The sequence below is a fragment of the Nonomuraea sp. NPDC052634 genome (assembly GCF_040678535.1).
Classification (GTDB): domain Bacteria; phylum Actinomycetota; class Actinomycetes; order Streptosporangiales; family Streptosporangiaceae; genus Nonomuraea; species Nonomuraea fastidiosa.
Window position 1 is genome coordinate 1,414,452 of the sequence record NZ_JBFATY010000001.1, and the last position, 24,169, is coordinate 1,438,620.

The 24,169-nt window shown below is 73.4% G+C and carries 17 protein-coding genes; 10 read left to right on the top strand and 7 right to left on the bottom strand.

Annotation, left to right across the window (positions count from 1 at the left end; all coding sequences use genetic code 11):
• Positions 1-2: 2 nt before the first annotated feature.
• Both AB0K67_RS06500 and rpsD read right to left on the bottom strand, forming a co-directional pair.
• A complete protein-coding gene (locus AB0K67_RS06500) occupies positions 3-1,220 on the bottom strand; it encodes a low temperature requirement protein A (RefSeq protein WP_364053876.1) in 1,218 nt (405 codons plus the stop codon).
• 2 nt (positions 1,221-1,222) lie between these two features.
• The gene (gene rpsD / locus AB0K67_RS06505) at positions 1,223-1,837 is read right to left on the bottom strand and encodes a 30S ribosomal protein S4 (protein ID WP_364057464.1); all 615 of its coding nucleotides are present in this window, start codon (positions 1,835-1,837) and stop codon (positions 1,223-1,225) included.
• A gap of 77 nt (positions 1,838-1,914) precedes the next feature.
• Between rpsD and AB0K67_RS06510 the strand changes: the two genes are divergently transcribed.
• Positions 1,915-2,616 (top strand): DUF2470 domain-containing protein, encoded by a 702-nt coding sequence (locus AB0K67_RS06510; RefSeq protein WP_364053879.1) that lies wholly within the window; start codon positions 1,915-1,917, stop codon positions 2,614-2,616.
• A gap of 172 nt (positions 2,617-2,788) precedes the next feature.
• On the opposite strand, the gene AB0K67_RS06515 is transcribed toward AB0K67_RS06510, so the two are convergent.
• On the bottom strand, positions 2,789-4,000 hold the full coding sequence (locus AB0K67_RS06515) for an ROK family transcriptional regulator (RefSeq protein ID WP_364053882.1): 1,212 nt from the start codon (positions 3,998-4,000) through the stop codon (positions 2,789-2,791).
• Positions 4,001-4,220: 220 nt separating this feature from the next.
• On the opposite strand from AB0K67_RS06515, the gene zwf reads away from it, so the two are divergent.
• The 8 genes from zwf (at position 4,221) to AB0K67_RS06555 (ending at position 17,511) form a co-directional block, all read left to right on the top strand.
• Positions 4,221-5,648 (top strand): glucose-6-phosphate dehydrogenase, encoded by a 1,428-nt coding sequence (zwf, locus tag AB0K67_RS06520; protein WP_364057467.1) that lies wholly within the window; start codon positions 4,221-4,223, stop codon positions 5,646-5,648.
• Positions 5,645-7,588, top strand: a complete 1,944-nt coding sequence (edd, locus tag AB0K67_RS06525; RefSeq protein ID WP_364053885.1) for a phosphogluconate dehydratase — start codon at positions 5,645-5,647, stop codon at positions 7,586-7,588. Before zwf ends, edd begins: the two co-directional genes overlap by 4 nt.
• Positions 7,589-7,715: 127 nt before the next feature.
• Positions 7,716-8,684 carry a glucokinase gene (gene glk, locus AB0K67_RS06530; protein ID WP_364053888.1) on the top strand — a complete coding sequence of 323 codons (969 nt, stop codon included), beginning with the start codon at positions 7,716-7,718 and terminating at the stop codon, positions 8,682-8,684.
• Between the two features lie 61 nt (positions 8,685-8,745).
• Positions 8,746-9,357: a bifunctional 4-hydroxy-2-oxoglutarate aldolase/2-dehydro-3-deoxy-phosphogluconate aldolase gene (gene eda / locus AB0K67_RS06535; RefSeq protein ID WP_364053891.1), complete on the top strand. Its 612-nt coding sequence runs from the start codon at positions 8,746-8,748 to the stop codon at positions 9,355-9,357.
• 16 nt (positions 9,358-9,373) lie between these two features.
• Positions 9,374-12,529 carry an NACHT domain-containing protein gene (locus AB0K67_RS06540; protein ID WP_364053894.1) on the top strand — a complete coding sequence of 1,052 codons (3,156 nt, stop codon included), beginning with the start codon at positions 9,374-9,376 and terminating at the stop codon, positions 12,527-12,529.
• Positions 12,530-12,714: 185 nt separating this feature from the next.
• Positions 12,715-13,503, top strand: coding sequence for an IclR family transcriptional regulator (locus tag AB0K67_RS06545; RefSeq protein WP_364053897.1), 789 nt, complete (start codon positions 12,715-12,717; stop codon positions 13,501-13,503).
• Positions 13,504-13,639: 136 nt separating this feature from the next.
• Complete coding sequence (locus AB0K67_RS06550) at positions 13,640-14,785, top strand: cytochrome P450 (protein ID WP_364053899.1); 1,146 nt, start codon at positions 13,640-13,642, stop codon at positions 14,783-14,785.
• Positions 14,786-14,967: 182 nt separating this feature from the next.
• Positions 14,968-17,511, top strand: coding sequence for a protein kinase (locus tag AB0K67_RS06555; RefSeq protein WP_364053901.1), 2,544 nt, complete (start codon positions 14,968-14,970; stop codon positions 17,509-17,511).
• 791 nt (positions 17,512-18,302) lie between these two features.
• Here AB0K67_RS06555 and AB0K67_RS06560 read toward each other — a convergent pair.
• Positions 18,303-19,208: a D-isomer specific 2-hydroxyacid dehydrogenase family protein gene (locus AB0K67_RS06560; protein WP_364053904.1), complete on the bottom strand. Its 906-nt coding sequence runs from the start codon at positions 19,206-19,208 to the stop codon at positions 18,303-18,305.
• Between the two features lie 344 nt (positions 19,209-19,552).
• Between AB0K67_RS06560 and AB0K67_RS06565 the strand changes: the two genes are divergently transcribed.
• Positions 19,553-20,764 (top strand): MFS transporter, encoded by a 1,212-nt coding sequence (locus tag AB0K67_RS06565; RefSeq protein WP_364053907.1) that lies wholly within the window; start codon positions 19,553-19,555, stop codon positions 20,762-20,764.
• A 3-nt stretch (positions 20,765-20,767) separates the two neighbouring features.
• On the opposite strand, the gene AB0K67_RS06570 is transcribed toward AB0K67_RS06565, so the two are convergent.
• Genes AB0K67_RS06570 through AB0K67_RS06580 form a run of 3 tightly spaced genes read right to left on the bottom strand, consistent with a single transcriptional unit; the run spans position 20,768 to position 24,125 of the window.
• Complete coding sequence (locus tag AB0K67_RS06570) at positions 20,768-21,637, bottom strand: adenosine kinase (protein WP_364053910.1); 870 nt, start codon at positions 21,635-21,637, stop codon at positions 20,768-20,770.
• Positions 21,634-22,659: a LacI family DNA-binding transcriptional regulator gene (locus AB0K67_RS06575; protein WP_364053913.1), complete on the bottom strand. Its 1,026-nt coding sequence runs from the start codon at positions 22,657-22,659 to the stop codon at positions 21,634-21,636. Before AB0K67_RS06575 ends, AB0K67_RS06570 begins: the two co-directional genes overlap by 4 nt.
• A complete protein-coding gene (locus tag AB0K67_RS06580; RefSeq protein WP_364053916.1) occupies positions 22,656-24,125 on the bottom strand; it encodes a glycoside hydrolase family 13 protein in 1,470 nt (489 codons plus the stop codon). Before AB0K67_RS06580 ends, AB0K67_RS06575 begins: the two co-directional genes overlap by 4 nt.
• Positions 24,126-24,169: the final 44 nt, after the last annotated feature.

Here is a 24,169-nt window from a genome sequence, read left to right on the forward strand (position 1 = left end):
AGTCAGACCCCGGCGGGGCGGTGCCGGTAGGCGACCAGCCACAGCGCCGGGATCAGCAGCAGCGCCACCACCAGCCATCCCGGCAGCAGCGCCGACACCCCCGCCACGACCAGCGAGGCGAGCACGGAGGGCACCGCCCAGCCCCAGATCCACCGCCGCTCGGCGCGCATGGCCAGCCCCACCGCCGTGGAGGCGGCGAAGTAGACCGCGAGGCCACCGCCCAGCACCCAGCCGACGCCGCCGTGCAGGTGCTCGGCGGGCGCGGCGGCCACCGCGCCGAGCCCGGCCGCGGTCGCGGTGATGCCCGCCGTCATGACGAAGTGCGCGGGCAGCGCCACGTACGGCTTCAGCCCGCTCTCGGTGGCGCCGGGGACGGCGCTGAGGCCGTACTGGAGGGTGAGCCACCACAGGGAGCAGATCAGCCCGAACCCGGCCAGCGCCGCGAGGCCGAGCTCAGGACCCCAGGTGTGCCCCGACGAGGCCAGCACGACCTGCATGACGGCCTCGCCGAGCACGATGATCACGAAAAGCCCGAGCCGCTCCCCCAGGTGGGCGAGCTCCAGCACGGCGGGCGCGACCCGCGGCACCGGGCGCGGGCGCACCTCGGCCGTGCCGCCGCGGCGGGCGGCGGTCGCGGCCCGGCGCAGCATGCGCGCCTCCGCCCTGTCGGCCCGCTCGCGCACTTCGGCCAGCAGCCGGTCGGGGCGGCGGCCGCTCAGGATGGAGAAGGCGAGGTCGAGGAGGACGCCGAGGCCCCACAGCACGTACCGCCAGGTGCCCTCGGCCCAGAAGGAGACGATCCACGGCGTGAGCCCCGCGCCGAGCTGCGCGGCCGGCCAGGCCGTCAGGACGGTGCCGGCGCGCTGCAGGCTGCGCGAGGCGCTGATCCTGGCGATGATGTACGCCCCGATGAACCACACGTCGTGCGTGCCGCCGGTGGGCATCTCGTGGGCCACGTCCGGCGCGGCGGCGGCCATCACCGCGATGCCGGCCATGCCGACCAGCATGTTGCGCACGCCGGCGCTCTCACCGCGGACGTTGGAGTAGAGGGTCAGCGACGTCCACGCGTTCCACACCGCGTAGTAGAGCAGCACGAAGAGCGCCACGTCCGGCCAGGTGGGATGGGCCAGGCGATGGGCGAGCTGCACCACCGCCACGACGACGACCAGATCGAAGAACAGCTCCAGCCAGCTCGCGTGACGCTCTCCCGCTTGGCTCATGGCTAACGAGAATAGAACTCCACCACGAGCTGCTCGTCGACGGGGACGGCGATCTGCTCGCGCTCCGGCCGGTGGGTGAGCGTGAAGCGCAGCTCGGGCAGATCGACCGACAGGTACGGCGCGGTGCGCTCGTCGGCGTGCACGCCTTCGGCGGCCGCCACGAAGGGCTGCATCCTGCGGGAGCGCTCGCGTACGGAGACGGTCTGGCCGGGCTTGACCAGGTAGCTGGGGATGTCCACCTTGCGGCCGTCCACGGCGATGTGGCCGTGGCTGATGTACTGCCGGGCCGCGTAGATCGACGGGGCCAGCCCGGCGCGCAGCACGAGCGAGGCCAGGCGGCTCTCCAGCAGCGTGACCAGCTCGGCGCCCGAGGCGCCCGGCTTGCGGACGGCGAGGTCCCAGTAGCGGCGGAGCTGGCGTTCCGAGACGTCGTAGTACCAGCGCAGCTTCTGCTTCTCCATCAGCCGCAGCCCGTAGTCGCCGGTGTTGCGGCGGTTGGTCTTGCGGCCGTGCTCGCCCGGCGGGTAGGGGCGCTGCTCGAAGTAGCGGACGGCTTTCCTGGTCAGCGGGACGCCCGCGCGACGTGACAGTCGCACCTTCGGGCCGGTGTAGCGCACGTTCACCTCGTGTGGTTAGGTAGTCCTTACTTAGGTAAGGCTAACCTATATGAGTTGCTGCCCTCAAGGAGGCGTCCATGCTCCCGATCCCCGAGCGGGTCCGCACCCTCGCCGCCACCGCGAACGTCGCCAAGCTGACCGTGGACGGCGCCCCCTCGCCCGCGCGGGGCGCGGTGGACGAGCGCGGGCGCCCGGTGCTGCTCGTGCTGCCCGGTGAGACCCTGCACCGGGTGCGGTCGGACGCCGTGGTCGCGGTGAACCTGACCTCGATGCGGCGGCTCGGCTCGGCGACCCATCCGCGCGGGTCGATCGAGGTGCAGGGCTGGGCGGAGCCGGTGCCGCAGGAGCAGGCCCGCGCGGCCGCGGTGACCGTCGCGGCGCGCTGCCCGGATGAGAATCTCTTCGACGCGCTCGAACGCTTCGGCGCGCCCGGCGCGCCGCGCCTGTTCCGGCTGGACATCGGCCAGGTCGTGTACCTGACCGGGCAGGAGTCGGGGATGCTCGACGCCGACGAGTACCTGGGCGCCGCGCCCGACCCGCTCGCCGACGTCGCCGAGCGCGTGCTCGCCCACGTCAACGCCGCGCACCGGGCCCAGCTCGCCGCCGGGGTGGCCAGGCGGCTCGGCGAGCCCGCCGACGAGGTGTGGCTGTGGGAGCTGGACCGCTACGGCGCGACCGTACGGGTGGGCGAGACGCTCGTCCGTTTCCCCTGGCCGCGGCCCGCGCGCTCCACGCTGTGCCTGGAGACGGCGCTGCGCGGCCTGCTGTGCACCTGCTGATCTCCCTGACGCCCTCTGACGCCTTCGCGTGGCGGAGAACTGCGAGCGCCTGCGCTGACGTCCCGGCTCAGGCCCGCCCCGACGACTCCCTTCCGGCGTGCCGGCGGTCACGCACGACCGCTGGTTCGCCGACGTCGTACGGGAGAGCGCCCAGCCTCGCTGGGACCTGTGATCAGCCCGCGGCGGAGGTGGCGCGGTCGCGGCGCAGGGAGGCGAGGGTCATCGTCTCGTCGATGGCCTCGGGCGAGAGCACGTGGTCGAGCACCATCACCGCGCACCCGCTGATGCCGGCACCGGCGCCGAGCCTGCTGGGCTCGATGCGCAGGCGGCGGGTGGCCAGGGCGGTGGAGCGGCGGTAGACGACCTCGCGGATGCTCGACACCAGAGGCCCGAACGCCTCCGCGACGTCGCCGCCGAGCACCACGACCGACGGGTTGAGTATGTTGACCGCGCCCGCGAGCACCTCGCCGATGCGGCGGCCCGCCTCGCGCACGGTGGCCATGGTCTCGGCGTCGCCGGCCCGTACGAGCGCCGTCACGTCGGCGATCGTCTTGACGTCCTTGCCCATGGCGCGCAGGTCGCGCAGCAGGGCGGTGCCACTGGCGACGGAGTCGACGCAGTCGTAGTTGCCGCAGCGGCACAGCACGCCGCCGCCGTCGATGACCGGGATGTGGCCGATCTCGCCGGCCGCGCCGAGCGCGCCGCGCAGGATGCCGCCTCCGGCGATCACGCCCGCGCCGATCCGGGTGGAGATCTTGACGAACATCAGATCGTCGAGGTCGGGGTAGACGCCGCGGTGCTCGCCGATGGCCAGCACGTTCACGTCGTTGTCCACGAGCACGGGAACGGGGAAGCGCTCGCGGATGATCGGCGGGATGACCACGCCGGTCCACGACGCCATGACGCGGGCGCTCTCGGTGCGGCCCTGCGCGAACTCGACGGTGGCGGGCACGCCCATGCCGACGCCGCGGATCATCGAATGCGGCCGGTCACCGAGCAGCTCTTCCCAGGTGTCCATGAGCAGCGGCAGCACGATGTCGGGCCCCTGCTCGACGTCCATGGCGAACTCGCGGCCGACCAGCTCGCGGGCTGCCAGGTCGCACACGGCGACGCGGGTGCGGCTGGCGCCGAGCGCCGCCACCAGCACGACGCCGCCCTCGGCGTTGAACTCCAGCCGGACCGGCGGGCGCCCACCGGTGGACGGGCCGTCCGTCCGCTCGACGACGAGGCCGCGTTCCAGCAGCTCGGCGACGCGCAGCTGCACCGCGGGCCGCGACAGGCCGGTCACCCGGCCGAGGTCGGCCCGGGTCACGGCCTCTCCACTGCGGATGAGGCGGAGCACCTCGCCGCTCGTGGCGAGGCCGGAGGCGGTACGTCGAGGCATCGCTTAAGTGAACCACATGGGGTTCTGTCATGAAAAGTCGAGACTTTTTTATCTCAAATACCAAAACTCCGCTTGTGTACGACCAGAACTCTCGTTAGTGTCCGTTCTGTCCTTGCTTGGTACATCGTTCGGAGCCCCTACCGTGTCCCCGTCCGTCCCCCCCGTCCTAGACGCACCCACCCCTGCGGACCCCGCCGTCGCCTACACCGCCGACCTCGTCGTGTTCGGCGGCACCGGCGACCTGTCCATGCGCAAACTGATCCCCGCGCTGTATCACAGCGACCGCGACGGCCGGCTGGCCCCGGAGACCCGGATCATCGCCATGTCCAGGGGCGGGCTGACCGACGCCGACTTCCGCGGCAAGGTGGACGCCGAGGTACGCGGCCAGGTGCCGGCGGACGACCCGGACGGCTGGCAGCGCTTCCTCGGCCGCCTGCACCACGTGTCGGTGGACGTGGGAGGCCAGAACCGCTCCGGCTGGAGCGCGCTGAGCCGCCTGCTCGCCGGGTACGAGCAGCGCGACCGCGTCTTCTACCTGGCCAGCCCGCCCGCGACGTTCGGCCCGTTCTGCCGCGAGGTGCACCGGGCGGGCCTGGTGACGCCGCGCTCGCGGGTGGTGCTGGAGAAGCCGCTCGGCCACGACCTGGCCAGCGCCCAGCGCATCAACGACGAGGTCGGCGAGATCTTCGACGAGCGCCAGATCTTCCGCATCGACCACTACCTGGGCAAGGAGACGGTGCAGAACCTGCTGGTCCTGCGCTTCGCCAACGCCTTCCTCGAGCCGATCTGGAACTCCCTGTGGATCGACCACGTCCAGATCACCGCCGCCGAGACCGTCGGCACGCCGGGCCGGCGCGGCTACTACGACCAGGCGGGCGCGCTGCGCGACATGGTGCAGAACCACCTGCTGCAGCTCCTCACGCTGACCGCGATGGAGCCGCCGGCCCGCAACGACCGCGAGGCCATCCGCGACGAGAAGGTCAAGGTGCTGCAGGCGCTGCGGCCCATCACGGGCGGCGAAGTGGAACGCTTCACCGTGCGCGGCCAGTACACCGGCGCCGGTGACATGCCCGGCTACCTGGACGAGCCCGCCTCGACGCCGCCGACCGAGGCCTCGCGCCGGGTGGAGACGTTCGCCGCGATCCGGGCCGAGATCAAGAACTGGCGCTGGGCCGGGGTGCCGTTCTACCTGCGCACCGGCAAGCGCATGCCGTACCGGCGCTCGGAGATCGTGGTGCAGTTCAAGGACGTGCCGCACTCCATCTTCCCCGGCGGCTCGCCCAACCGGCTGGTGCTGCGGCTGCAGCCGGAAGAGGGCATCGAGCTGCACATCATGGCCAAGGAGCCGGGCGCGGGCGAGGTCACGCTCAAGCCGGTGCCGCTGTCGCTGAGCTTCGGCAAGACGTTCACGACGCGGGTGCCCGAGGCGTACGAGCGGCTGCTGACCGACGTGCTCGCCGGAAACCCCACCCTGTTCATGCGGCGCGACGAGGTCGAGGCGGCCTGGCGCTGGATCGATCCGATCCTGGAGGCGTGGAAGGCCGACCCCGTGCTGCCCGAGCCCTACCCCGCAGGAACCACCGGCCCCGCCGGAGCCCACGAGCTGCTCGGCCGCAGCGGTCGCGCCTGGCACGAGGAGGAACTGTGAACCCCGTCATTCAGGAGATCACCGATCGCATCACCGAGCGGAGCGCCGCCAGCCGGGCCGCGTACCTGGAGCGGATCCGCCGCGACGGGGAGGCCGCGCGGGCGAAGGGCCCGGCGCGCGCCCACCTCGGCTGCGCGAACCTCGCCCACGGCTTCGCCGGCGCCCCCGCCGAGGACAAGCCGGCGCTGCGCGGCACCGCCAAGCCCGGCGTGGCCATCGTGACCAGCTACAACGACATGCTGTCCGCGCACCAGCCGTACGAGACGTACCCGCCGGAGCTGAAGCGGGCCGTGCGCAAGGCGGGCGGCGTGGCGCAGGTCGCCGGCGGCGTGCCCGCCATGTGCGACGGCATCACGCAGGGCCGCGCGGGCATGGAGCTGTCGCTCTACAGCCGTGACGTGATCGCCTTGTCGACCGCGATCGCGCTGTCGCACGACATGTTCGACGCCGCGCTGCTGCTGGGCGTGTGCGACAAGATCGTGCCTGGGCTGTTCATCGGCGCGCTGCACTTCGGGCACCTGCCCGCGATCTTCGTGCCGGCCGGGCCGATGACCTCGGGCCTGCCCAACAAGGTCAAGGCGCGCACCCGCCAGCTCTTCGCCGAGGGCAAGGTCGGCAGGGACGAGCTGCTCGACGCCGAGGCGAAGTCGTACCACTCCCCCGGCACCTGCACCTTCTACGGCACCGCGAACTCCAACCAGGCGCTGATGGAGGTCATGGGCCTGCACCTGCCGGGTTCGACGTTCGTCAACCCGCACACCGAGCTGCGGCACGCGCTCACCGAGGCGGCCGGGCGGCGCGCGGTGGAGATCACCGCGCACGGCCCGGCGTACACGCCGATCGGCGAGCTGGTGACGGAGAAGACGATCGTGAACGCCTGCGTGGCGCTGCTCGCCACCGGCGGCTCGACCAACCACACGCTGCACCTGGTGGCCATGGCCGCCGCCGCGGGCATCGTGCTGACCTGGGACGACATGGCCTGCCTGTCGCGGGTCGTGCCGTCGCTGACCAAGGTCTACCCCAACGGCCAGGCGGACGTGAACCACTTCCGCGAGGCCGGCGGCATGCAGGTGCTCATCGGCGACCTGCTGGACGCGGGGCTGCTGCACGGCGACGTGATGACCGTGGCCGGCCCCGGCCTGGACCGCTACCGGGAGGCGCCGGAGCTGGTGGACGGCGAGCTGGTGTGGGCGCCGGTCACCGGCGGCAGCAAGGACCTCGACGTGCTGCGCCCGGTCTCCGACCCGTTCGCGCCCGACGGCGGCATCCACATGGTGGAGGGCAACCTGGGCCGCGCGGTCAGCAAGGTGTCGGCGGTCAAGCCCGAGCACCTGGTGATCGAGGCGCCGGCCAAGGTGTTCGACGACCAGCTCGAGCTGCTGAAGGCGTTCGAGGCGGGCGAGCTGGACGGCCAGGACTTCGTGGCGGTCATCCGCTACCAGGGCCCCAGCGCGAACGGCATGCCGGAGCTGCACAAGCTCACCCCGCCGCTGGCCGTGCTGCTCGACAGGGGGCAGCGGGTGGCGATCGTCACCGACGGCCGCATGTCGGGCGCGTCCGGCAAGGTGCCGGCCGCCATCCACCTGTCGCCCGAGGCCGCCGACGGCGGGCCGATCGCGCTGGTACGCGACGGCGACGTGATCAGGCTGGACTCCGCGCAGGGCACGCTGGAGCTGCTGGTGCCGGCCGAGGAGCTGGCCAGGCGCACGCCCGAGGGCCGGCCGCTGAGCGACGCCCAGTGGGTCGGCACCGGCCGCGAGCTGTTCGCCGCGTTCCGCCGCATGGCCGGCCACGCCGAGCAGGGCGCGGGCATCTTCGGCGTGAGCGGCGCCGAGTCGCCCGACCACGGCCCCGGCCTCGGCTTCCCCGCCCAGGCCGGCTCCTCGCACCTGGAGACGGGCGCGCCGGTCGGCGCGCGGCCCGCCGGACTGGTCCGGTGAACGTTCGCCCTCCCGTACGACGCGGTGCTCACGACCCCCTCTGGGCGGTCGTGAGCCGCCGTGGCATCCTTCGGTGGAGCAATCGGCTGCGCGATCTTGACGCCGCCCCAGAACGCCGGAGGTATGCGTGAGTGCCTTTGACCTTCCGTGGCTCGTCGCCGACATCGGAGGGACCAACGCCAGGTTCGGCCTGGTCACCTCGCTCGGAGCGCGCCCTTCGCACGTGGCGGTGCTGCCCGGCCGCGACTACCCGACGCTGCCCGACGCCATGGCCGCCTACCTCGCCGAGCACGCGGGCGGTGTCAGGCCGGGCGCGGCCTGCCTGGCGCTGGCGGGGCCGATCGAGGGCGACCGCTACCGGCTGACGAACTCCTCGTGGGCGGGCAGCGTCCACGAGCTCGACGTGCCGTACGTACGGCTGCTCAACGACTTCGAGGCGCTGGCCGTGTCGCTGCCCCACCTGGAGGGCGACGAGCTCGTCTCGCTGGGCGGCCCGCCGCCCGGCGACGAGGGCGTCAAGGCGGTGCTCGGCCCCGGCACGGGGCTCGGCGTGGGCGGCCTGGTGCCGTCCGGGCAGGGCTGGGTGCCGGTGCCCGGCGAGGGCGGGCACGTCACGGTGCCGGTCGTGGAGCCGCGCGAGTTCGAGGTGGTCCGCGCGCTGCGCTCGCAGGGCGTGGAGCACGTGGTGGCCGAGCACCTGCTGTCCGGGCCCGGCCTGGTGCGGCTGCACCGGGCGCTCGCCCTGGTGAACGGCGTCACCGCGCCGGAGCTGACCGCCGCCGACATCGTGGCCAGGGTGGACGACTCGCTGTGCGCCGAGACCGTCGAGATGTTCTGCGCGCTGCTCGGCGGCTTCGCCGGCAACGTGGCGCTGACGCTCGGCGCGCGGGGCGGGGTCTATCTCGCCGGCGGCGTGCTGCCCCGTATCGTGGAGCGCGTGCGCGGCAGCGCCTTCCGCACGCGGTTCGAGTCCAACCCCGACATGGCCGCCTACCTGTCAGGGATCGGGACGTCGCTCATCGTGGCGGCCCAGCCGGGCATGACCGGCGCGGCCGCCTGGCTGAGCCATCGGGCCCGCAGGGAGCTGGTGGGCTGACCACCCGCCCCCGGATGAGACGGCCTCTTCCATGAGTGCCGATGAGGAGAGAGAAAACCGCATGAGCTTGCTCGATCTCGCCCCCGTGATCCCCGTCGTGGTGATCGAGGACGCGTCCACCGCCGTCCCGCTCGCGCGGGCGCTGGTCGCCGGGGGGCTGCCGGTCATCGAGGTGACCCTGCGCACGCCCGCCGCGCGCGAGGCCATCGCCGCGATCGCCGCCGAGGTGCCGGAGGCCACGGTGGGCGCGGGCACGGTCAGGACGGCCGAGGACGTCATCGCGTCGGTCGCGGCCGGCGCGAAGTTCCTGGTCTCGCCCGGCACCACGCCGTCGCTGGTGGAGGCACTGGACTCGAGCGGGGTGCCGTACCTGCCGGGCGCGGCCACCGTCTCGGAGGTGATGGCGCTGGCCGAGCGCGGCATCAAGGAGATGAAGTTCTTCCCCGCCGAGGCGGCGGGCGGCGTGCCGTACCTGAAGGCGATCGGCGGCCCGGTGCCGGACGTGCGCTTCTGCCCCACCGGCGGCATCCGCCTGGCCACCGCCCCCGACTATCTGGCGCTGCCCAATGTCGGCTGCGTCGGCGGCACCTGGCTCACCCCGGCCGACGCGCTGGCGGCCGGCGACTGGGCCCGCGTGGAGAAGCTGGCCGCGGAGGCCGCCGCGCTCCGCTGACCCCGATAATGGCGGGGTGGCATGGGAGACAGCCGCGCTGAAGGCGGGCACGGCGGTCGGCGAGCGGGCCGTACGCGCCTGGCTGGCCGCCAGGTCGTCGGCCGAGAGCGGCCGGCTGCCGCTCGTCGAGCTGATGCGCGCCCGCTTCCCCGACCAGCTCGTCCGCCGCAAGGCGCAGCGGCAGATCGAGGACATCGCCGACGCCGTGACCGCGCGGATCACCAAGCTGTGCGGTCACGAGTACCCCGGGCTCGGCGACGACGACCGGCTCGTCGTGCTCGCCGAGGTCACCGACGCGCTGGGGCGGGCCGACCTGTCCGACCGCGCCATCTTCGCCGCCGACGCCGACCCCGTACGGCTGGCGCGCGAGCTGCGCAGGGCCCTGCCCGCCTCCAAGGACCTGAGCGAGCCGCAGGCGCGGCTGTACGAGGTCGTGCTCGACGAGTGCTGCGACTGCCTGGTCCGGGTGGTGCGGCACCTGCCCGAGTTCCAGCCGCGCGCCGCCGCCGAGACGCTGTCGCGGCTCACCGGCCTGGGCGAGCAGCTCGCCGCGATGCTCGAACGGTTACCCGCGCGCACCCTGTTCGCTCCCGAAGGGTCCGACCTCGACGCCGAATTCCGCCGCCGCTACCTGGAGCACATCTCCCGCACGCTGGACAACCTGGAGCTGCTGGGCGTCCGGGTCGAGCGGTTCCGTCCGCGGATGTCGTTGAGCGTGGCCTACATCAGCCTGTCGGTGACGGCCTCGCGCGCCGCGAGCGGCCTGCACGCCGCCTGGCATGACGTACCCGACGAGCTCGCCGCGATGCGCGTGGAGAGCGCGCTCGGCCAGGGCCGCCGCATCCTGCTGCGGGGCGAGGCCGGCGGCGGCAAGAGCACGCTGCTGCGCCGGCTCGCGGTCACCGCCGCCAAGGGCGGCTTCGAAGGCGAGCTGGCCGGCTGGAACGGCTGCGTGCCGTTCCTGGTGAAGCTGCGCAGCTACGCCGACCGCGAGCTGCCGAGACCGGAACAGTTCCTCGACCTGACCGCGGGGCCGCTGGCCGGGCTGATGCCGGCGGGCTGGGTGCACCGGCAGCTCGCATCCGGCCGGGCGCTGCTGCTGATCGACGGCGTCGACGAGCTCACCGGCGGCCAGCGCAGGGCCATCAAGCCGTGGCTGAGCGGGCTGCTCGCCGAGTTCCCCTCGATCCGCGTGCTCGTCACCAGCCGCCCCTCTGCCGCGTCGGCGGCGTGGCTGGAGGAGGACGGCTTCGCGCCCGCGTTCCTCGAACGCATGACGCCCGCCGACACGCGGGCGCTCATCGAACACTGGCACGAGGCCATCAGAAGCAGCGCCGACCTGCCCTGCCCGCCCGAGCAACTGCCCGTGGTGCGCGAGCGGCTGCTGTCCCACCTGGAGAGCGCCCCGCACCTGCGCGCCCTGGCCGCCACCCCGCTGCTCGCCTCCATGCTCTGCGCGCTCAACCTCGACCGCACCTCCCAGCTCCCGCCCGACCGCATGGGCCTGTACGCGGCGGCGCTGGAGATGCTGCTCGAACGCAGGGACGCCGAGCGGGTCATCCCCAGCTACGGCGAGCTGCACCTGAACCGGGCGCAGAAGCTCCAGGTGCTGCAGGAGCTGGCCTGGCAGCTGTCCGTCACCAACCGGGTCGAGCTGTCCAAGCAGGCGGCGCGGGGGTACGTCGACCGGGTGGTCGCCACGATGCCCCGCGTGCGTGCCGACGGCGGGCAGGTGCTCGACTACCTGCTCGCCCGGAGCGGCGTCATCCGCGAACCTGTGGAAGGGCGGATCGACTTCGTGCACCGGACCGTGCAGGAGTACCTGACGGCGCGGGCCGCCGCCGAGGTCGGTGATGTGGAGCCGCTGGTCTCCAACGCCCATCGTGATCAGTGGCGTGAGGTCGTGGTGATGGCCGCCGGCCACGCGAACGGCCCCCTGCGCGAGGCCCTGCTGGAGGGGCTGCTGCACCGCATCGCCACCGAACCCCGCCGCGCCCGCCGCCTCAAGATCGTCGTCTGCGCCTGCCTGGAAACCTTGCCCTCGGTCCCGGAGCGCCTCCGCGAGGCCGTGGACAAATGCCTGGACGACCTCATCCCGCCGAGGGACATCAGTGCGGCCCGCTCTTTGTCCCTGGCCGGCCAGGTGGTTGTGGACCGCCTCCCGAAGGACCTGAGCGGCCTCTCTCCCGCCGTCGCCCGCGCCTGCACCGCAACCGCGCAAATGATCAATGGACCCGCCGCACTGGACCTGCTGGCCGGGTATGCCCGTGATGAGCGGGTCCAGGAGGAGCTGGTGGACGGCTGGCGATACTTCGAACCGCATGCCTACGCCCGGCGGGTGATCTCCGCTGTGAAGAGCCCGCGCCGGCTCCTCGTGACCACGGCTGGGCAGATGGAAGCCGTGCGCGGGCTGCCACCGCAGGAGTACATCCACATCGTCATGCCGGCGGTGCGAGATCTGGAGCCGCTGCTCGCCCACCGCACGACGCTGACCCGGCTCAACGTGAACAGCGTCATCGACGCGGCGGGGGTCTCCGTCCTGCGCCGGCTCAGTGCGCTGACGGACCTTTCCGTGGGCAGCGCGGAGTGCCTGGAATTTCTGGCGGACCTGCCGCGCCTCTCCTCGCTCAGTCTGGGTCATGTGCCGTCCGGCTCCGGCGTCGCTCTCCTCAACCACCTCATCGGGCTCGAACACCTGGAAATAGCAGACGCCTCTTCCCTGACCACGTGGGAGTGCCTGCCCCCGCTGGACCGGATGCGGTCGCTGGCGATCTACGGCACGCCGCTCATGGCCTCGGTCCGCGATCTCGTCGAGCGCGCCCCCGCCCTAGAGTTCCTGGCGATAGGGCGCCAGGATCGCCTCACCGGTCTTGACGCGCTCGGCCACACCGGCGTCACCCAGCTCGCCTTCTTCCGCGTCCCCTGTCTGAATGACCTCTCGCCCCTCGCTGCCTGCCGGACGCTGCGCGACCTCCAGCTCGTGGAAACGCCGGTGGGAGACCTCTCGCCCCTGGCAGAGCTGCCCGAGCTGCGGGCGCTGTCGCTAGCGGCGTGCCCTCCTGGCCTCGACCTCGCCCCGCTGGCGGGAAACACCCGGCTGAAGGTGTACCTGCTCGGAGGCCAGAAGGCGAAGAACGGAGAGCTCCTCGGGAAGCGGCTGCGGCGTCTCTGATCAGCTCCAGATCGAGACGCGCACGGCAGGGCGGAGGTCACCGTGTCCGCGTACAGAGAGATCATCCCTCTTCACTGAGCGTGGTATCACCGGGCGGCGGCCGGGTAGGTGAGCGGTTGTAACAGCAAGCCCAACCGCAGCCCCGGGAAGCCCCTTCTGCTCCTCGGAGAGCGAAAGGGACATCGATGCCGACGGAAACGATCAGCCAAGCGCACACGGTGCCGGACGAGCGCCCCGCGTCCCAGCCGGGCAGCCTGGAGCGGGGCATCGACATCCTGCTCGCGCTCAGCGCCGCCTCAGGGCCCGTCACGCTGTCGCAGTTGTGCCGCAGCACGGGCCTGCCCAAGTCGACCGCCCACCGCATACTCGGCGTGCTGTGCTCGCGCGCGCTCGCCAGGCGGGTGGGCAGCGCGTACCTGCCGGGCGAGCTGCTGGAGTCGATGGCCGGGGTGACCTGCCCGCGCATCCCCGGCACTCGCAGGCTCGTGCTGCCCTACCTGCTCCACCTGTACGAGGCCACCAGGCAGACGGTGAACCTGGCCGTGCCCGCCGGTCTCGAGGTGCGCTACGTCGAGCGCATCTACGGCCACGACCGGGTCCGCTCGCGCTCCGACGGCGACGACCGTGCGCCGCTGCACTGCACGGCGGCCGGCAAGGCGCTGCTCGCCTTCGACCCGAAGCTGCGCGACGGGCTGCCGGCGCGCAGCCCGTTCGAGCGGATGACGCGCCGCACGATCACCGGCCTGGCGGCGCTCGAACGTGAGCTTGCCCAGGTGCGCAGGTATGGCGTCGCGTACGCGCGGGAGGAGTACACCGAGGGCGTGTCCTGCGTGGCGGCTCCGGTGTTCGGCCCGGGCGGGCGGGTCTGCATGGCGGTGGCGGTGGCGGCGCCTGCCCACCTGCCGCTGGCGCGGCTGGACATCTCCGTACGCGGGGCCGCCCAGGCACTCTCCGGGGCCCTGCTCAGCAGGTGATCGTTCCGGTGGCCGGAACACCGACCGATCTTGAAGCCGGAAGTGTTCCATTGACCGAGACCCCGCATTGCGGCGGCGTCGCAGGGACGATCACATCGATCCATGACCTACCCACCCGTTCTCCGCAAGGCCACGCGTGCCTAGGGGGCTGCCCAGGACCACCCTGCTGGAGAGCCTGCGCCTGACCGCCCTGCTCCTCCCGCCGGGCATGCCGCACGTCACGCACGGCCGCGACCTGCTGCGCTCGCGCGCGCTGCTGGCCGACCTCGAAGCCCGCTACGGCGGCCGTCCCGTGCTCGTCCGCAAGCCGCGCCGGGCAGCCCTGCTCGTGCTGTCCAAGCGCGACGCCCTGCGCGTCCTGGACGGGGACGACGACGCCTTCGCGCCCGCGCTCGACGAGCGTCCCTTCGGCCTGCCCACCGACGTGCTGCGGCCGCGCTTCACCGAGATCGCCCAGGAGGAGGCCGGCGAGCTGGCCAGCGGCGTGGTCGACCACTCGCGGCTGAACGCCTGCTGGCAGCGCGTGGCCAGGCGCTGCGTCTACGGCGACGGGGCCGCCCGCGACGAGGAGCTCACCCGCCTGCTCGAAGGCATCACGCGGGCCGGCCGGTGGCGGGCGGGCCGCCGCCAGGAGATCCTGTCAGGACGTTACGACGCCCGCATCATCGACCACCTGCGCAGGGCCGAGCCCGGCAGCCTGGCCGGACTGATCGCCGAGACGCCCGAGCCCGAGGCGCGCGGTCTCATGCAGGCGGCGTACTGGCTCATGGGGTTCGGCTGCGCCGCCGCCGGGCTGACGCAGACGCTGGCGCTGCTCGCCGCGCACCCCGGCCACCGCAAGACCGCCCGCAACGACCCCGACCACCTGCGCGCCTGCCTGCGCGAGGGCCTGCGCCTGTGGCCGTCGGTGCCGGCGCTGTCGCGGGTCACCACCACCGACACCGAGTGGTACGGCTCCACCGTGCCCGCGGGCACCCCCGTCCTCGTGCCGGTCGCGGCGCACCAGCGCAGCCCGCGCCTGCCGTACGCCGACACCTTCGCCCCCGAGATCTGGCTCGACGGCACCGCCGCCACCGAGTGGTGGGCGCGGCCCGGCTGCGACGGCGTGCACCTGACGCTCGCCGTCGGCACCGCCTTCCTCGGCGCCATCCTGCGCACCGCACGCCCCAAACCTGTCGGCAGGCTGCTCTCGCCCCACCGGCCGCTGCCGCACGCCATCGATCTCGCCCGCCTGCGCGTCTCCATGCGGCCCCTGCGCCGCGACCCCGCCCGAGGCTGCTGAACGGCCTACCCGTTGGGGCCATGCACGGCCTAGTGGCCAACGGACATCGCCTGTCTCCGTTAGAGTCTGGGGTACAAACGGGATGCCGGGCGCGGGGACAGTTCGGGTTGTCACACGATACGAACCGGCGGGAGGAACGGTTCGGGTTGCGACGGGATGACGACGGCGAGAGGACGGCGACGTTGGGGCGCTCCGCAGGCACTCCTCTTGAGCCGGAAGACCCGCCGGCGATCGGCCCCTACGAGCTGATCCGCCGTCTCGGCTCCGGTGGCATGGGCGTGGTCTACCTCGCCAAGGCCCCCGACGGCTCCAAGGTCGCGGTCAAGGCGATCAGGCGCGACTTCACCGCCGACCCGGTCTACCGGGCGCGGTTCCACGAAGAGGTGTCCAACGCGCGCAAGGTCGCCTCGTTCTGCACCGCGCGCGTGCTCGACCACGGCGAGGACCGCGGGCGGCTCTACCTCGTCACCGAGTACATCGACGGCATCTCGCTCGAAGACCACCTCATCGAGCACGGCGCGCTGTCGCCGTCCGTGCTGCACGCCGCCGCCGTCGGCGTGGCCGCCGCGCTCACCGCCATCCACGCCGCCGGGCTCGTCCACCGCGACCTCAAGCCCGCCAACGTGATGCTGACGCTGGCCGGGCCGCGCGTGATCGACTTCGGGCTGGCCCGATCCACCCACGTCCACTCCCGCCACACCAACGCCGGCATGGTCATGGGCACGCCCGGGTGGATCGCTCCCGAGCAGGTCTTCGAGGGCCAGACCAGCCCGGCCGGCGACGTGTTCGCGTGGGGGTCGCTCATCGCGTACGCGGGGCTCGGCGGGCATCCGTTCGGCGAGGGCGACGCGTACGTGATGGCGGCCAGGGCCCGGCAGGCGCCGCCCGACCTGCGGGGGCTGCCCGAGCCGCTGGACCGGCTCGTCGCGGCGGCCATCCACCCCGACCCCGCGCGCCGGCCCGCCGCCCGGCAGCTGCTGCTCGAACTGGTGGGCGCGGCCGACGAGCCCGCCGCGCAGCTCGCCGCCACCAAGCATCTGACCAACGCGTGGAACCCGTCGGAGTTCGGGCCGCTCATGCCGCCCCCGCCCGACGTCGCCCACGCCGGGGCCCACCCCGCTGCCCACCTTCCGCCGCAGCCGCCGCCGGCCGAGCGCACCGGCCCGACGCCCGGCACCTCCCGGGCACCGCAGCCGCCTGGCGATCGCGGCCCCGTTCCCGGTCCGGCACCGCACCCCGGCGCGGCCCCTCACGTCGCACCGCAGGGCGCCCCAGGCCCCTCCCATGGCCCACAGCCCGGCCCGGCCCACGCACCTGCGCCCCAGCCCGGCCCCGGCACGCCCCAGCCCGGCCTTGGCACGCCCCAGCCGGGCCCTCAGGGAGGCCCTGGCGGGCCGCAGGGCGGCCCCGCCGCACCCCAAGGTGGGACAGGTGCGCCCCAGGCCGGCCCCGGCGGGCCCCAACCGGGCCCTGGAGCACCCCAAGGCGGCCCGGCCACGCCCCCACCCGGACCGAACACGCCGCAAGGCGCCCCGGGAGCACCCCAGCCTGCCCCGGTAGCACCTCAAGGTGGCCCCGCCACGCCCCCACCCGGACCGAACACGCCTCAAGGCGGCCTCGGAGCACCTCAGGGTGGGCCGGGCTCGCCGCAAGGCGGACCTGGCGCCCAGCAGGGTGGGCCTGGCGCGCCTCAGGGTGGCCAGGCCGGGCCGCAGGCCGGGCCGGGGGCTCCGCAGCCCGGCCCGAACGTGCCGCAGGCCGCGTCGGCGCACGCGCCGCAGCAGGTCGTACCGGGAGGCGCCCCGCAAGGTGGCGCTCCGCAAGGTGCACCGCAAGGAGGCGCCCCGCAAGGCGCACCGCAAGGGGGTGCGCCGCAGCCGCCGCCCGCCGAACGCACCGGACCACGGCCCGGTGGGGCGCACCCACAGCCGCCGTCACCGGCCGAGCGCACGGGACCGCGCCCCGGTTCGTCGCACCAACCGCCACCCGCCGAGCGGACCGGACCCCGGCCGGGCTCGTCACGCCCGCCCCAGCAGCCGCCGCCCGCCGAACGCACCGGGCCGCGGCCGGGTGGCGCACACCCGCAGCCGCCATCGCCAGCCGAGCGCACGGGACCGCTGCCGAGGGTGTCGCACCCGCCGCAGCAGCCGCCGCTGGAGTGGACCGGGCCGATGCCGCAGGTGCCCGTGCCGCCACGCCAGGGCAGGCCCATGCCCCAGCGGCCGGGCCGGGGGCCGCGCCAGCTCTACGGCAACCCCAAGCGCGGCGTGGCCACCGGCTGCCTGGCCGCGGTGGCGATCGTCGCCGTGCTGATGGTGGTGGTGATATCCGGGCTGTCCTGGTTCTTCCGCTCGCCCGCCGTCGGCGAGGACGGGCCGGTGCAGGACGGCAAGCTCCGCTTCGCGGTGACCGGCGTGAACTGCGCCGACACGGGGAAGGCGGCGGCCAAGCGTACGTGCGAGGTCGGCATCCAGGTCAGGAACGTCGGCCAGGAGGCCCGCGTGCTCTACCCCGGCCAGCAGAAGCTGATCGACGAGGACAAGGCCCTGCACGGCGGCACCAAGCTGCTCGACGAGGACGGCAAGGAGATCACCCCGGTCCGTATCGAGGCGGGCCGGACGTTCAAAGGGGCGCTGGTGTTCGAGCTGCCGAACGACCTCGACCCGCTGGGCCTGGAGGTCCACGACTCCGGCCTGAGCCGAGGCGCCCGCCTCAACCTCGACTGATCCGAGGGGGTTGCAGCCCCAGCCCGAGCCAGGCACCCGCCGCCGCACGGGCGAGCGAGCACTGACCCCGGCAAGGCGCACCCCGCTGCCCACAGCGGGACAGCACCCCGCCGAACCCCCGCTGCCAAGGCAGCCCGCCGGGTGCGGACCACCGCAGCAGTTGGGGGTGGAACCGGACCCAACGAGACGCGCACATCCGCCGCACTCAGCACACCGGCGAGGCGACCGACCGGAGCCGGAACGCCGCGCCCCCCACGCTCAAGGTGGGCGCCCGACGAGACGGGCGGATCCGCCGCACCCACCGCACCGGCGAGACGCGTGGACCCGGCACACCCGGCACGCTGGAGGCGGTGACCCATCCGCGGTGTGCGACCGGCACCTGCCGCGCCCGGTCGGTCTCCGGCTCGGCCGGCATCAGCCGCGCCGCCACCAGCAGATCCAGCTCGCCACGGCCGCGGCGGCGTGGCAAGTCGGCCGCCATCCTCAGCGACGGCAGCCGGGAGGCGGAGCCCTCGACCGCCGGATACGGAGGCCCGCCTTTCCCCGCGGCAGGCGCCTGAGCCGAACCGGCGGTAGGGAGGTCAGGCGGCGGTGGAAGGGACGCTCGGGCGGTCGAGAGGGCGATCAGGCGACCGGGAGGGGCGGGAAGGTGGGAGGGGCGGTCAGGCCGGTCGGAGGGGCGGTCAGATGGCCTGGAGGGGCGATCTGACCGCCGGGAAGGACGCTCAGACCACCGGGAAGAGCGGTCAAACAACCGGGAAGAGCGGTCAGACCGCCGGGAAGGGCAAGGGTCAGAAGCCTTGGGAGGGGGAGGCGATGCCTTCCAAGGGTTCGCCGGCGATGAGGTGGCGGACGTTGGCCGTGACCCGGTCGGCCAGGCCGCGCCAGTAGGCCGGGCGCGGGTTGGCGCTGTGCGGGGTGATGAGCACGTTCTCCAGGGTCCACAGCGGGTGGCCGTCGGGCAGCGGCTCGGGGTCGGTGACGTCGAGCGCCGCCCCGCCGATGGCGCCCGAGCGCAGCGCCTCCACCAGCTCGTCGGTGACGACGAGGCTGCCTCTGGCGACGTTCACCAGCCAGGCGTCCTCGCGCATGAGCCCGAACTCGTGCGTGCCGAACATCCCCCTGGTCTCGGGAGTGGCGGGCGCGGCGACGACGACGTAATCGGCCTCGGGCAGCGCCTCGCGGAAGCGGGCGCGCGGCAGGATGGTGTCGGCGCCCGGCACCTCGCCGCGGTCGCTGACCGCCACGACGCGGCAGCCGAACGGCTCCAGCAGCCGGGTCAGCGACCTGCCGATGCCGCCCGCGCCGACGATGGCGACCGTCGATCCGGCCAGCACGCGGGAGTCGTTGCGGCCCCAGGTGGTGGCTCTGGCGTGGCGGTGCAGGGAGCGGGCGGCGGCCAGCATGAGGGCGAGCGCGTGCTCGGCGACGGCCGGGCCGTAGGCGCCGGTGGCGGCGGTGAAGACGGGGTGGTCGGCGAGGATGCCGGCGTCGGCCCACCGTTCGATGCCGGCGTGCGGGAGCTGCACCCAGCGGATGCCCTCGTGCAGCATGCCGCGCAGCTCCTCCGGGTCGTCGTTGCCGTAGTAGACGATCGCCTCGGCCTGCTCCAGCGGGACGACCCGCCCGCCGGCGCGGCTGACGGCGTCGATGAGCACGGGAACGGGTTCGGGGCCGACGTGGACGGCGACGGTCATCGGGGCTGCCTCCCGGTGGTACGCGTGGATCGGGCACGAGCTTATCCGGCCCGCAAAGGCCGCCGTCTGCCGAGGTCTCCGCCGGACGGGCACACTCCGCCCGCGACGGCCAGGACAGCGCCCTCCTCGGCTTCTGGCGCGTGCACAGGGGCCGGGCTTCGCTCGGCGGTCAAGCTGACGGCGCGTCACCCGTTCCGGCGTTCGGCATTTCCGAAATATCGGTTTACGCACGCCGTACCGGCAGATCATCCCGATTTATCGGGACTCAAGTCGTAAAGTGGGGCGCTTGACCATAAGCCACCCATGAGCAACGCTGTAGCGACAACCGTTGCCGGGGGCATCGCGTGAGGCGTCCATTCATCATCTTCCTGGCCGCCAACGCCTTATCCGTCACCGGCAACATGCTCTCCCTGCTCGCCGTCCCCTGGTTCGTGCTGGAGACGACCGACAGCGCGGTGCTGACGGGGCTGGCCTCGTTCGCCACCACCTTCCCCATCGTGATCTCCGCCGCGTTCGGCGGCACGCTGGTGGACCGGCTCGGGTACCGCGCGACGAGCGTGCTGTCCGACCTGGCGAGCGGGGTGGTGGCGCTGGCCGTGCCGCTGCTGTTCGTGACCTCAGAGCTCGGCTATCCGCTGCTCCTGCTGCTGCTCTTCCTGCGCTGGCTGGTGACCACGCCCGGCGAGACCGCGCGCAAGGCCATGCTGCCCGACCTGTCGGTGGCGGCGGACGTGCGCATCGAGCGGGCGGCGGCGGCTTACGACGGGGTCTACCGGGCGGCCGCGATGGTGGGCGCGCCGCTGGCGGGGGTGCTGATCCTGTGGTTCGGCCCGCACCTGCTGCTGTTCGTGGACGGGGTGTCGTTCCTGCTGTCGGCGCTGCTGATCGGGTCGGGGGTGCCGCGCGTGTGGCGGGGCGAGCGGCACTCGACCGGCTACCTCGGCGACCTGCGGGCCGGGCTGGCGTTCCTGTGGCGGGACCGGCTGCAGCTCAGCGCCACCGTCATGGTCGTGGTGGTCAACCTGCTGGACACGGGCGTCACGCAGGTGCTGCTCGCGCTCTACTCGCGCCAGGTGGTGGGCGACCCGCGCGCCTTCGGCCTGCTCACGGGCGTGCTGGGGGCGGGCGCGGTGGCCGGGACCATCGTGTACGGCGCCACCGGCGAGCGCCTGCCGATGCGGCTGACGTACGGGCTGGCCTTCCTGCTCGCCGGGGTGCCGCGCGTGCTGGTGCTGGCCCTGGGCGCGCCGTTCCCGGTGGCGCTGGCGGTGACGGCGGTGTCGGGGTTCGCGGCGGGCGCGATCAACCCGATCCTGGGCATCCTGCAGTACGACAGGATCCCCGCCCCGCTGCGGGCCCGGGTGATCGGCACGATGACGGCGGCCATGTACGCGGGCATGCCCATCGGCGGCCTGCTCGCGGGGTCGCTCAGCTCCCTGACCGGCCTGGACGTGACGCTGCTGATGTTCACCTGCGTGTACGTGCTGATCTCGGTGCCGCCGTTCGTCTTCCGCACCTGGCGGGAGCTGGACCGCTCCCGCCCGTTCAGAGGCTGAGGGTCAGGCGCGGGCGAGCAGCAGCTCCTCGCTGATCGGGGACTCGTGGGTGCCGGGCACGGTGCAGGCGTGCGCACCGGCGATCGCGCCGAGGCGTACACACTCCTCCAAGGGCCTGCCGCGCAGGGTGCCGTACAGGAAGCCGGAGACGAACGCGTCGCCCGCGCCGTTGGTGTCGGCCACCGGACCGGGCAGCGGCGCGGCCGGGAAGGCGCGCACGGCGGAGCCGCGGGTGAGCACCAGGCAGCCGAGTGCGCCGCGCGTGCAGACGACGGTGCGGGCCCGGCCGCGCTCGACGATGGCGCGCATGGTGGCGGCCGGGTCGGTCAGCGCGGCGGCGGACAGGAACACCAGGTCGGAGCGGTAGGCGAAGTCCTCGTGGTAGTCGTTGACGCCGTCCCAGTCGTGCAGGTCGGTGGAGACGGGCACGCCGTCGAGGTCGTCGAAGACGTCGCGGCAGGCGTCGATGATCGACACGTGGGCATGCCTGACCGGCAGGCCGGCGTACAGCTCGCGCGGCAGGCGCTCGCCGGGCGTGGTCCTGGCGTCGTGCAGGGAGGTGCGGCGGCCGTCGGGGCCGACGAGCAGGACGCTGCGGCGGGTGCCCGCGGCGGCGCGGCCGAAGCGGCAGTCGAGGCCGCGCAGCGCGTCGCGGATGAGCGCGCCCTGCGGGTCGTCGCCGATGAGGTCGGCGAAGGCGACGCTGAGCCCGAGCGCGTGGCAGCCGAGCGCGACGCCGGAGCCGGTGTTGCCGATGCGGTCGGCGACGGGCGGCACGTGGCAGGTGTCGCGGTACGGCAGCGGCAGCTCGGGGACGTAGACGGTGGTGTCGACGCCGGAGCCGCCGAGCACCAGCAGGTCGTGGCCGCTCACCGGTTGACCAGCGGGCCCGAGCCGGTGGAGCCGCGCACGACGAGCTCCGGCTGGAAGATCAGCTCGATGTGTTTGGCGGGCGCGCCGTTGACCTCTTCGAGCAGCGTCTGCACGGCGGCCGAGGCCATCGCGCCGATCGGCTTGCGCACGGTGGTCAGCGGCGGATCGGTGAACGCGATGAGCGGCGAGTCGTCGAACCCGACCACCGACACCTCGCCCGGCACCGACAGCCCTTTCTCCCTGCACGCCCTGATCGCGCCGAGCGCCATGAGGTCGCTCGCGCACACGATGCCGGTGCAGCCCCTGCTGAGCAGCTGCGCGGCGGCGGCCTGGCCGCCCTCGACGGAGAACAGCGAGTGGGAGATCAGCTCATCGACGTCGGTCGCGCCGAGCAGCTGCGCCATGGCCTGCCGGTAGCCCTCGATCTTCCTGATGACGGGGACGAACCTGCGCGGCCCGAGCGCGAGGCCGATGCGCTCGTGGCCGAGGTCGACGAGGTGCTGCACGGCGAGCCTGGCGGCCATGCGGTCGTCGGGCGAGATGAAGGGCGCGTCGATGTGCTCGTTGTAGCCGTCGACCAGCACGATCGGCAGCCCGCGGTCGGTCAGCCGGGTGTAGCGGTCCATGCGGGCGGTGGTGTCGGCGTGGAGCCCGGAGACGAACACGATGCCGCTCACGCCGCGATCGACGAGCAGCTCGGTGAACTCGTCCTCGGGCGCGCCGCCGGGGAGCTGGGTGCACAGCACGGGCGTGTAGCCGTGCTGGGTCAACGCCTTCTCGATGGCCTGGGCGAACGCGGGGAAGATCGGGTTGTCCAGCTCGGGCGTCACCAGGCCGACCAGGCCGTTGCTGCGCTGCCGCAGGCGGGGCGGGCGCTCGTACCCCATGAGGTCGAGCGCGGCCATGACGGCCTGCCGGGTCGCCGCAGAGACGCCCGGCTTGCCGTTGAGCACTCTGCTGACGGTGGCCTCGCTCACCCCTGCCTGGGCGGCGATGTCGGCGAGGCGAGCGTGACCGTTCATGGCAGACACTTTACTTTCCACCAGGCCGCCGAATCGGCTGCTCCAGGGACGTCGGAGGCGATGAGCAGCGCGCCGTCCACGCCGAAGTCGACGGGCTCGCCCGTGAGGTTGACGGCGCAGACGAACGAGCCCCGGGAGAACATCAGCGTGCCCTCCGGAGAGTCGTGCCAGACCAGGTCGCCGTCGAGGTCGCGGCGCAGCCGCAGCGCCGTGCGGTACAGCTCCAGCGTGGAGCCCGGCACGCCCTCCTGGGCCTGCACGCTCAGCTCGGCCCACTCCCGGGGGATGGGCAGCCACGGGTCGCGCCAGCCGCCGTCGCGCGTCCACGGCAGCGGCACGCGGCAGCCGTCGCGGCCGCTGTCGGGGTCGCGCAGCCGCTGCGGGTCCTGGCACAGCTCGGCCGGCAGGTCGAGCACCTCGGGCAGGCCCAGCTCCTCGCCGTTGTAGAGGTAGGCGGAGCCGGGCAGCGCGAGCGTGAGCAGCGCGGCGGCGCGTGCCCTGGCCAGGCTGCCGTAGCGGGTGACGTGCCGCTTGACGTCGTGGTTGGACAGCACCCAGGTCGTGGGCGCGCCGACCGACCCGGCCGTGGCCAGCGAGTCGTCGATCACCTCGCGCAGCGCGGCGGCGTCCCAGGGGGCGAACAGGTAGTGGAAGTTGAACGCCTGGTGCAGCTCGTCGGGGCGGACGTACATGGCCAGCCGCTCGGGCGTGGGCGCCCACGCCTCGGCCACGCCGATGCGCTCGCCCGGGTAGGAGTCGAGCACCCGGCGCCAGGAGCGGTGGATCTCGTGCACCTCGTCGTTGTCGAAGAACGGCACCGGCTCCCTGCCGACCATCGTGGCCTGGTCGCCGCGCCCGATGTCGGGCAGGCCGCGCGGCTTGACCATGCCGTGCGCCACGTCCACCCGGAAGCCGTCCACGCCCAGGTCGAGCCAGAAGCGCAGGATCGACTCGAACTCGCCGCGCACCTCCTCGCTGTCCCAGTTGAGGTCGGGCTGCTCGGGGGCGAACAGGTGGAGGTACCACTGCCCGTCCTCGACCTGGCTCCAGGCGGAGCCGCCGAAGATGGACTCCCAGTCGTTCGGCCGGTCGCGGAAGATGTAGCGGTCGCGCCGCTCGCCGCGCAGCGCCTGCTGGAACCAGGGGTGCCGGTCGGAGGTGTGGTTGGGGACGATGTCGACGATGACGCGCAGCCCGTGGCCGTGCGCCTCGTCGATGAGCGCCTTGGCGTCGGCGAGCGTACCGAAGAGCGGGTCGACGTCGCGGTAGTCGGCCACGTCGTAGCCGAAGTCGGCCATCGGGGAGGGGTAGAAGGGCGTGAGCCAGATGGCGTCGACCCCGAGGCCGGCGAGATAGGGCAGGCGATCGCGGATGCCGATCAGGTCGCCCACGCCGTCGCCGTTGCCGTCGGCGAAGCTGCGCACGTAGACCTGATAAATCGCCGCATTTCGCCACCAGTCGGTCATCGGTCTCCCCCGAGGTCTCCCCAGCACGCCTCGACTATGAAATC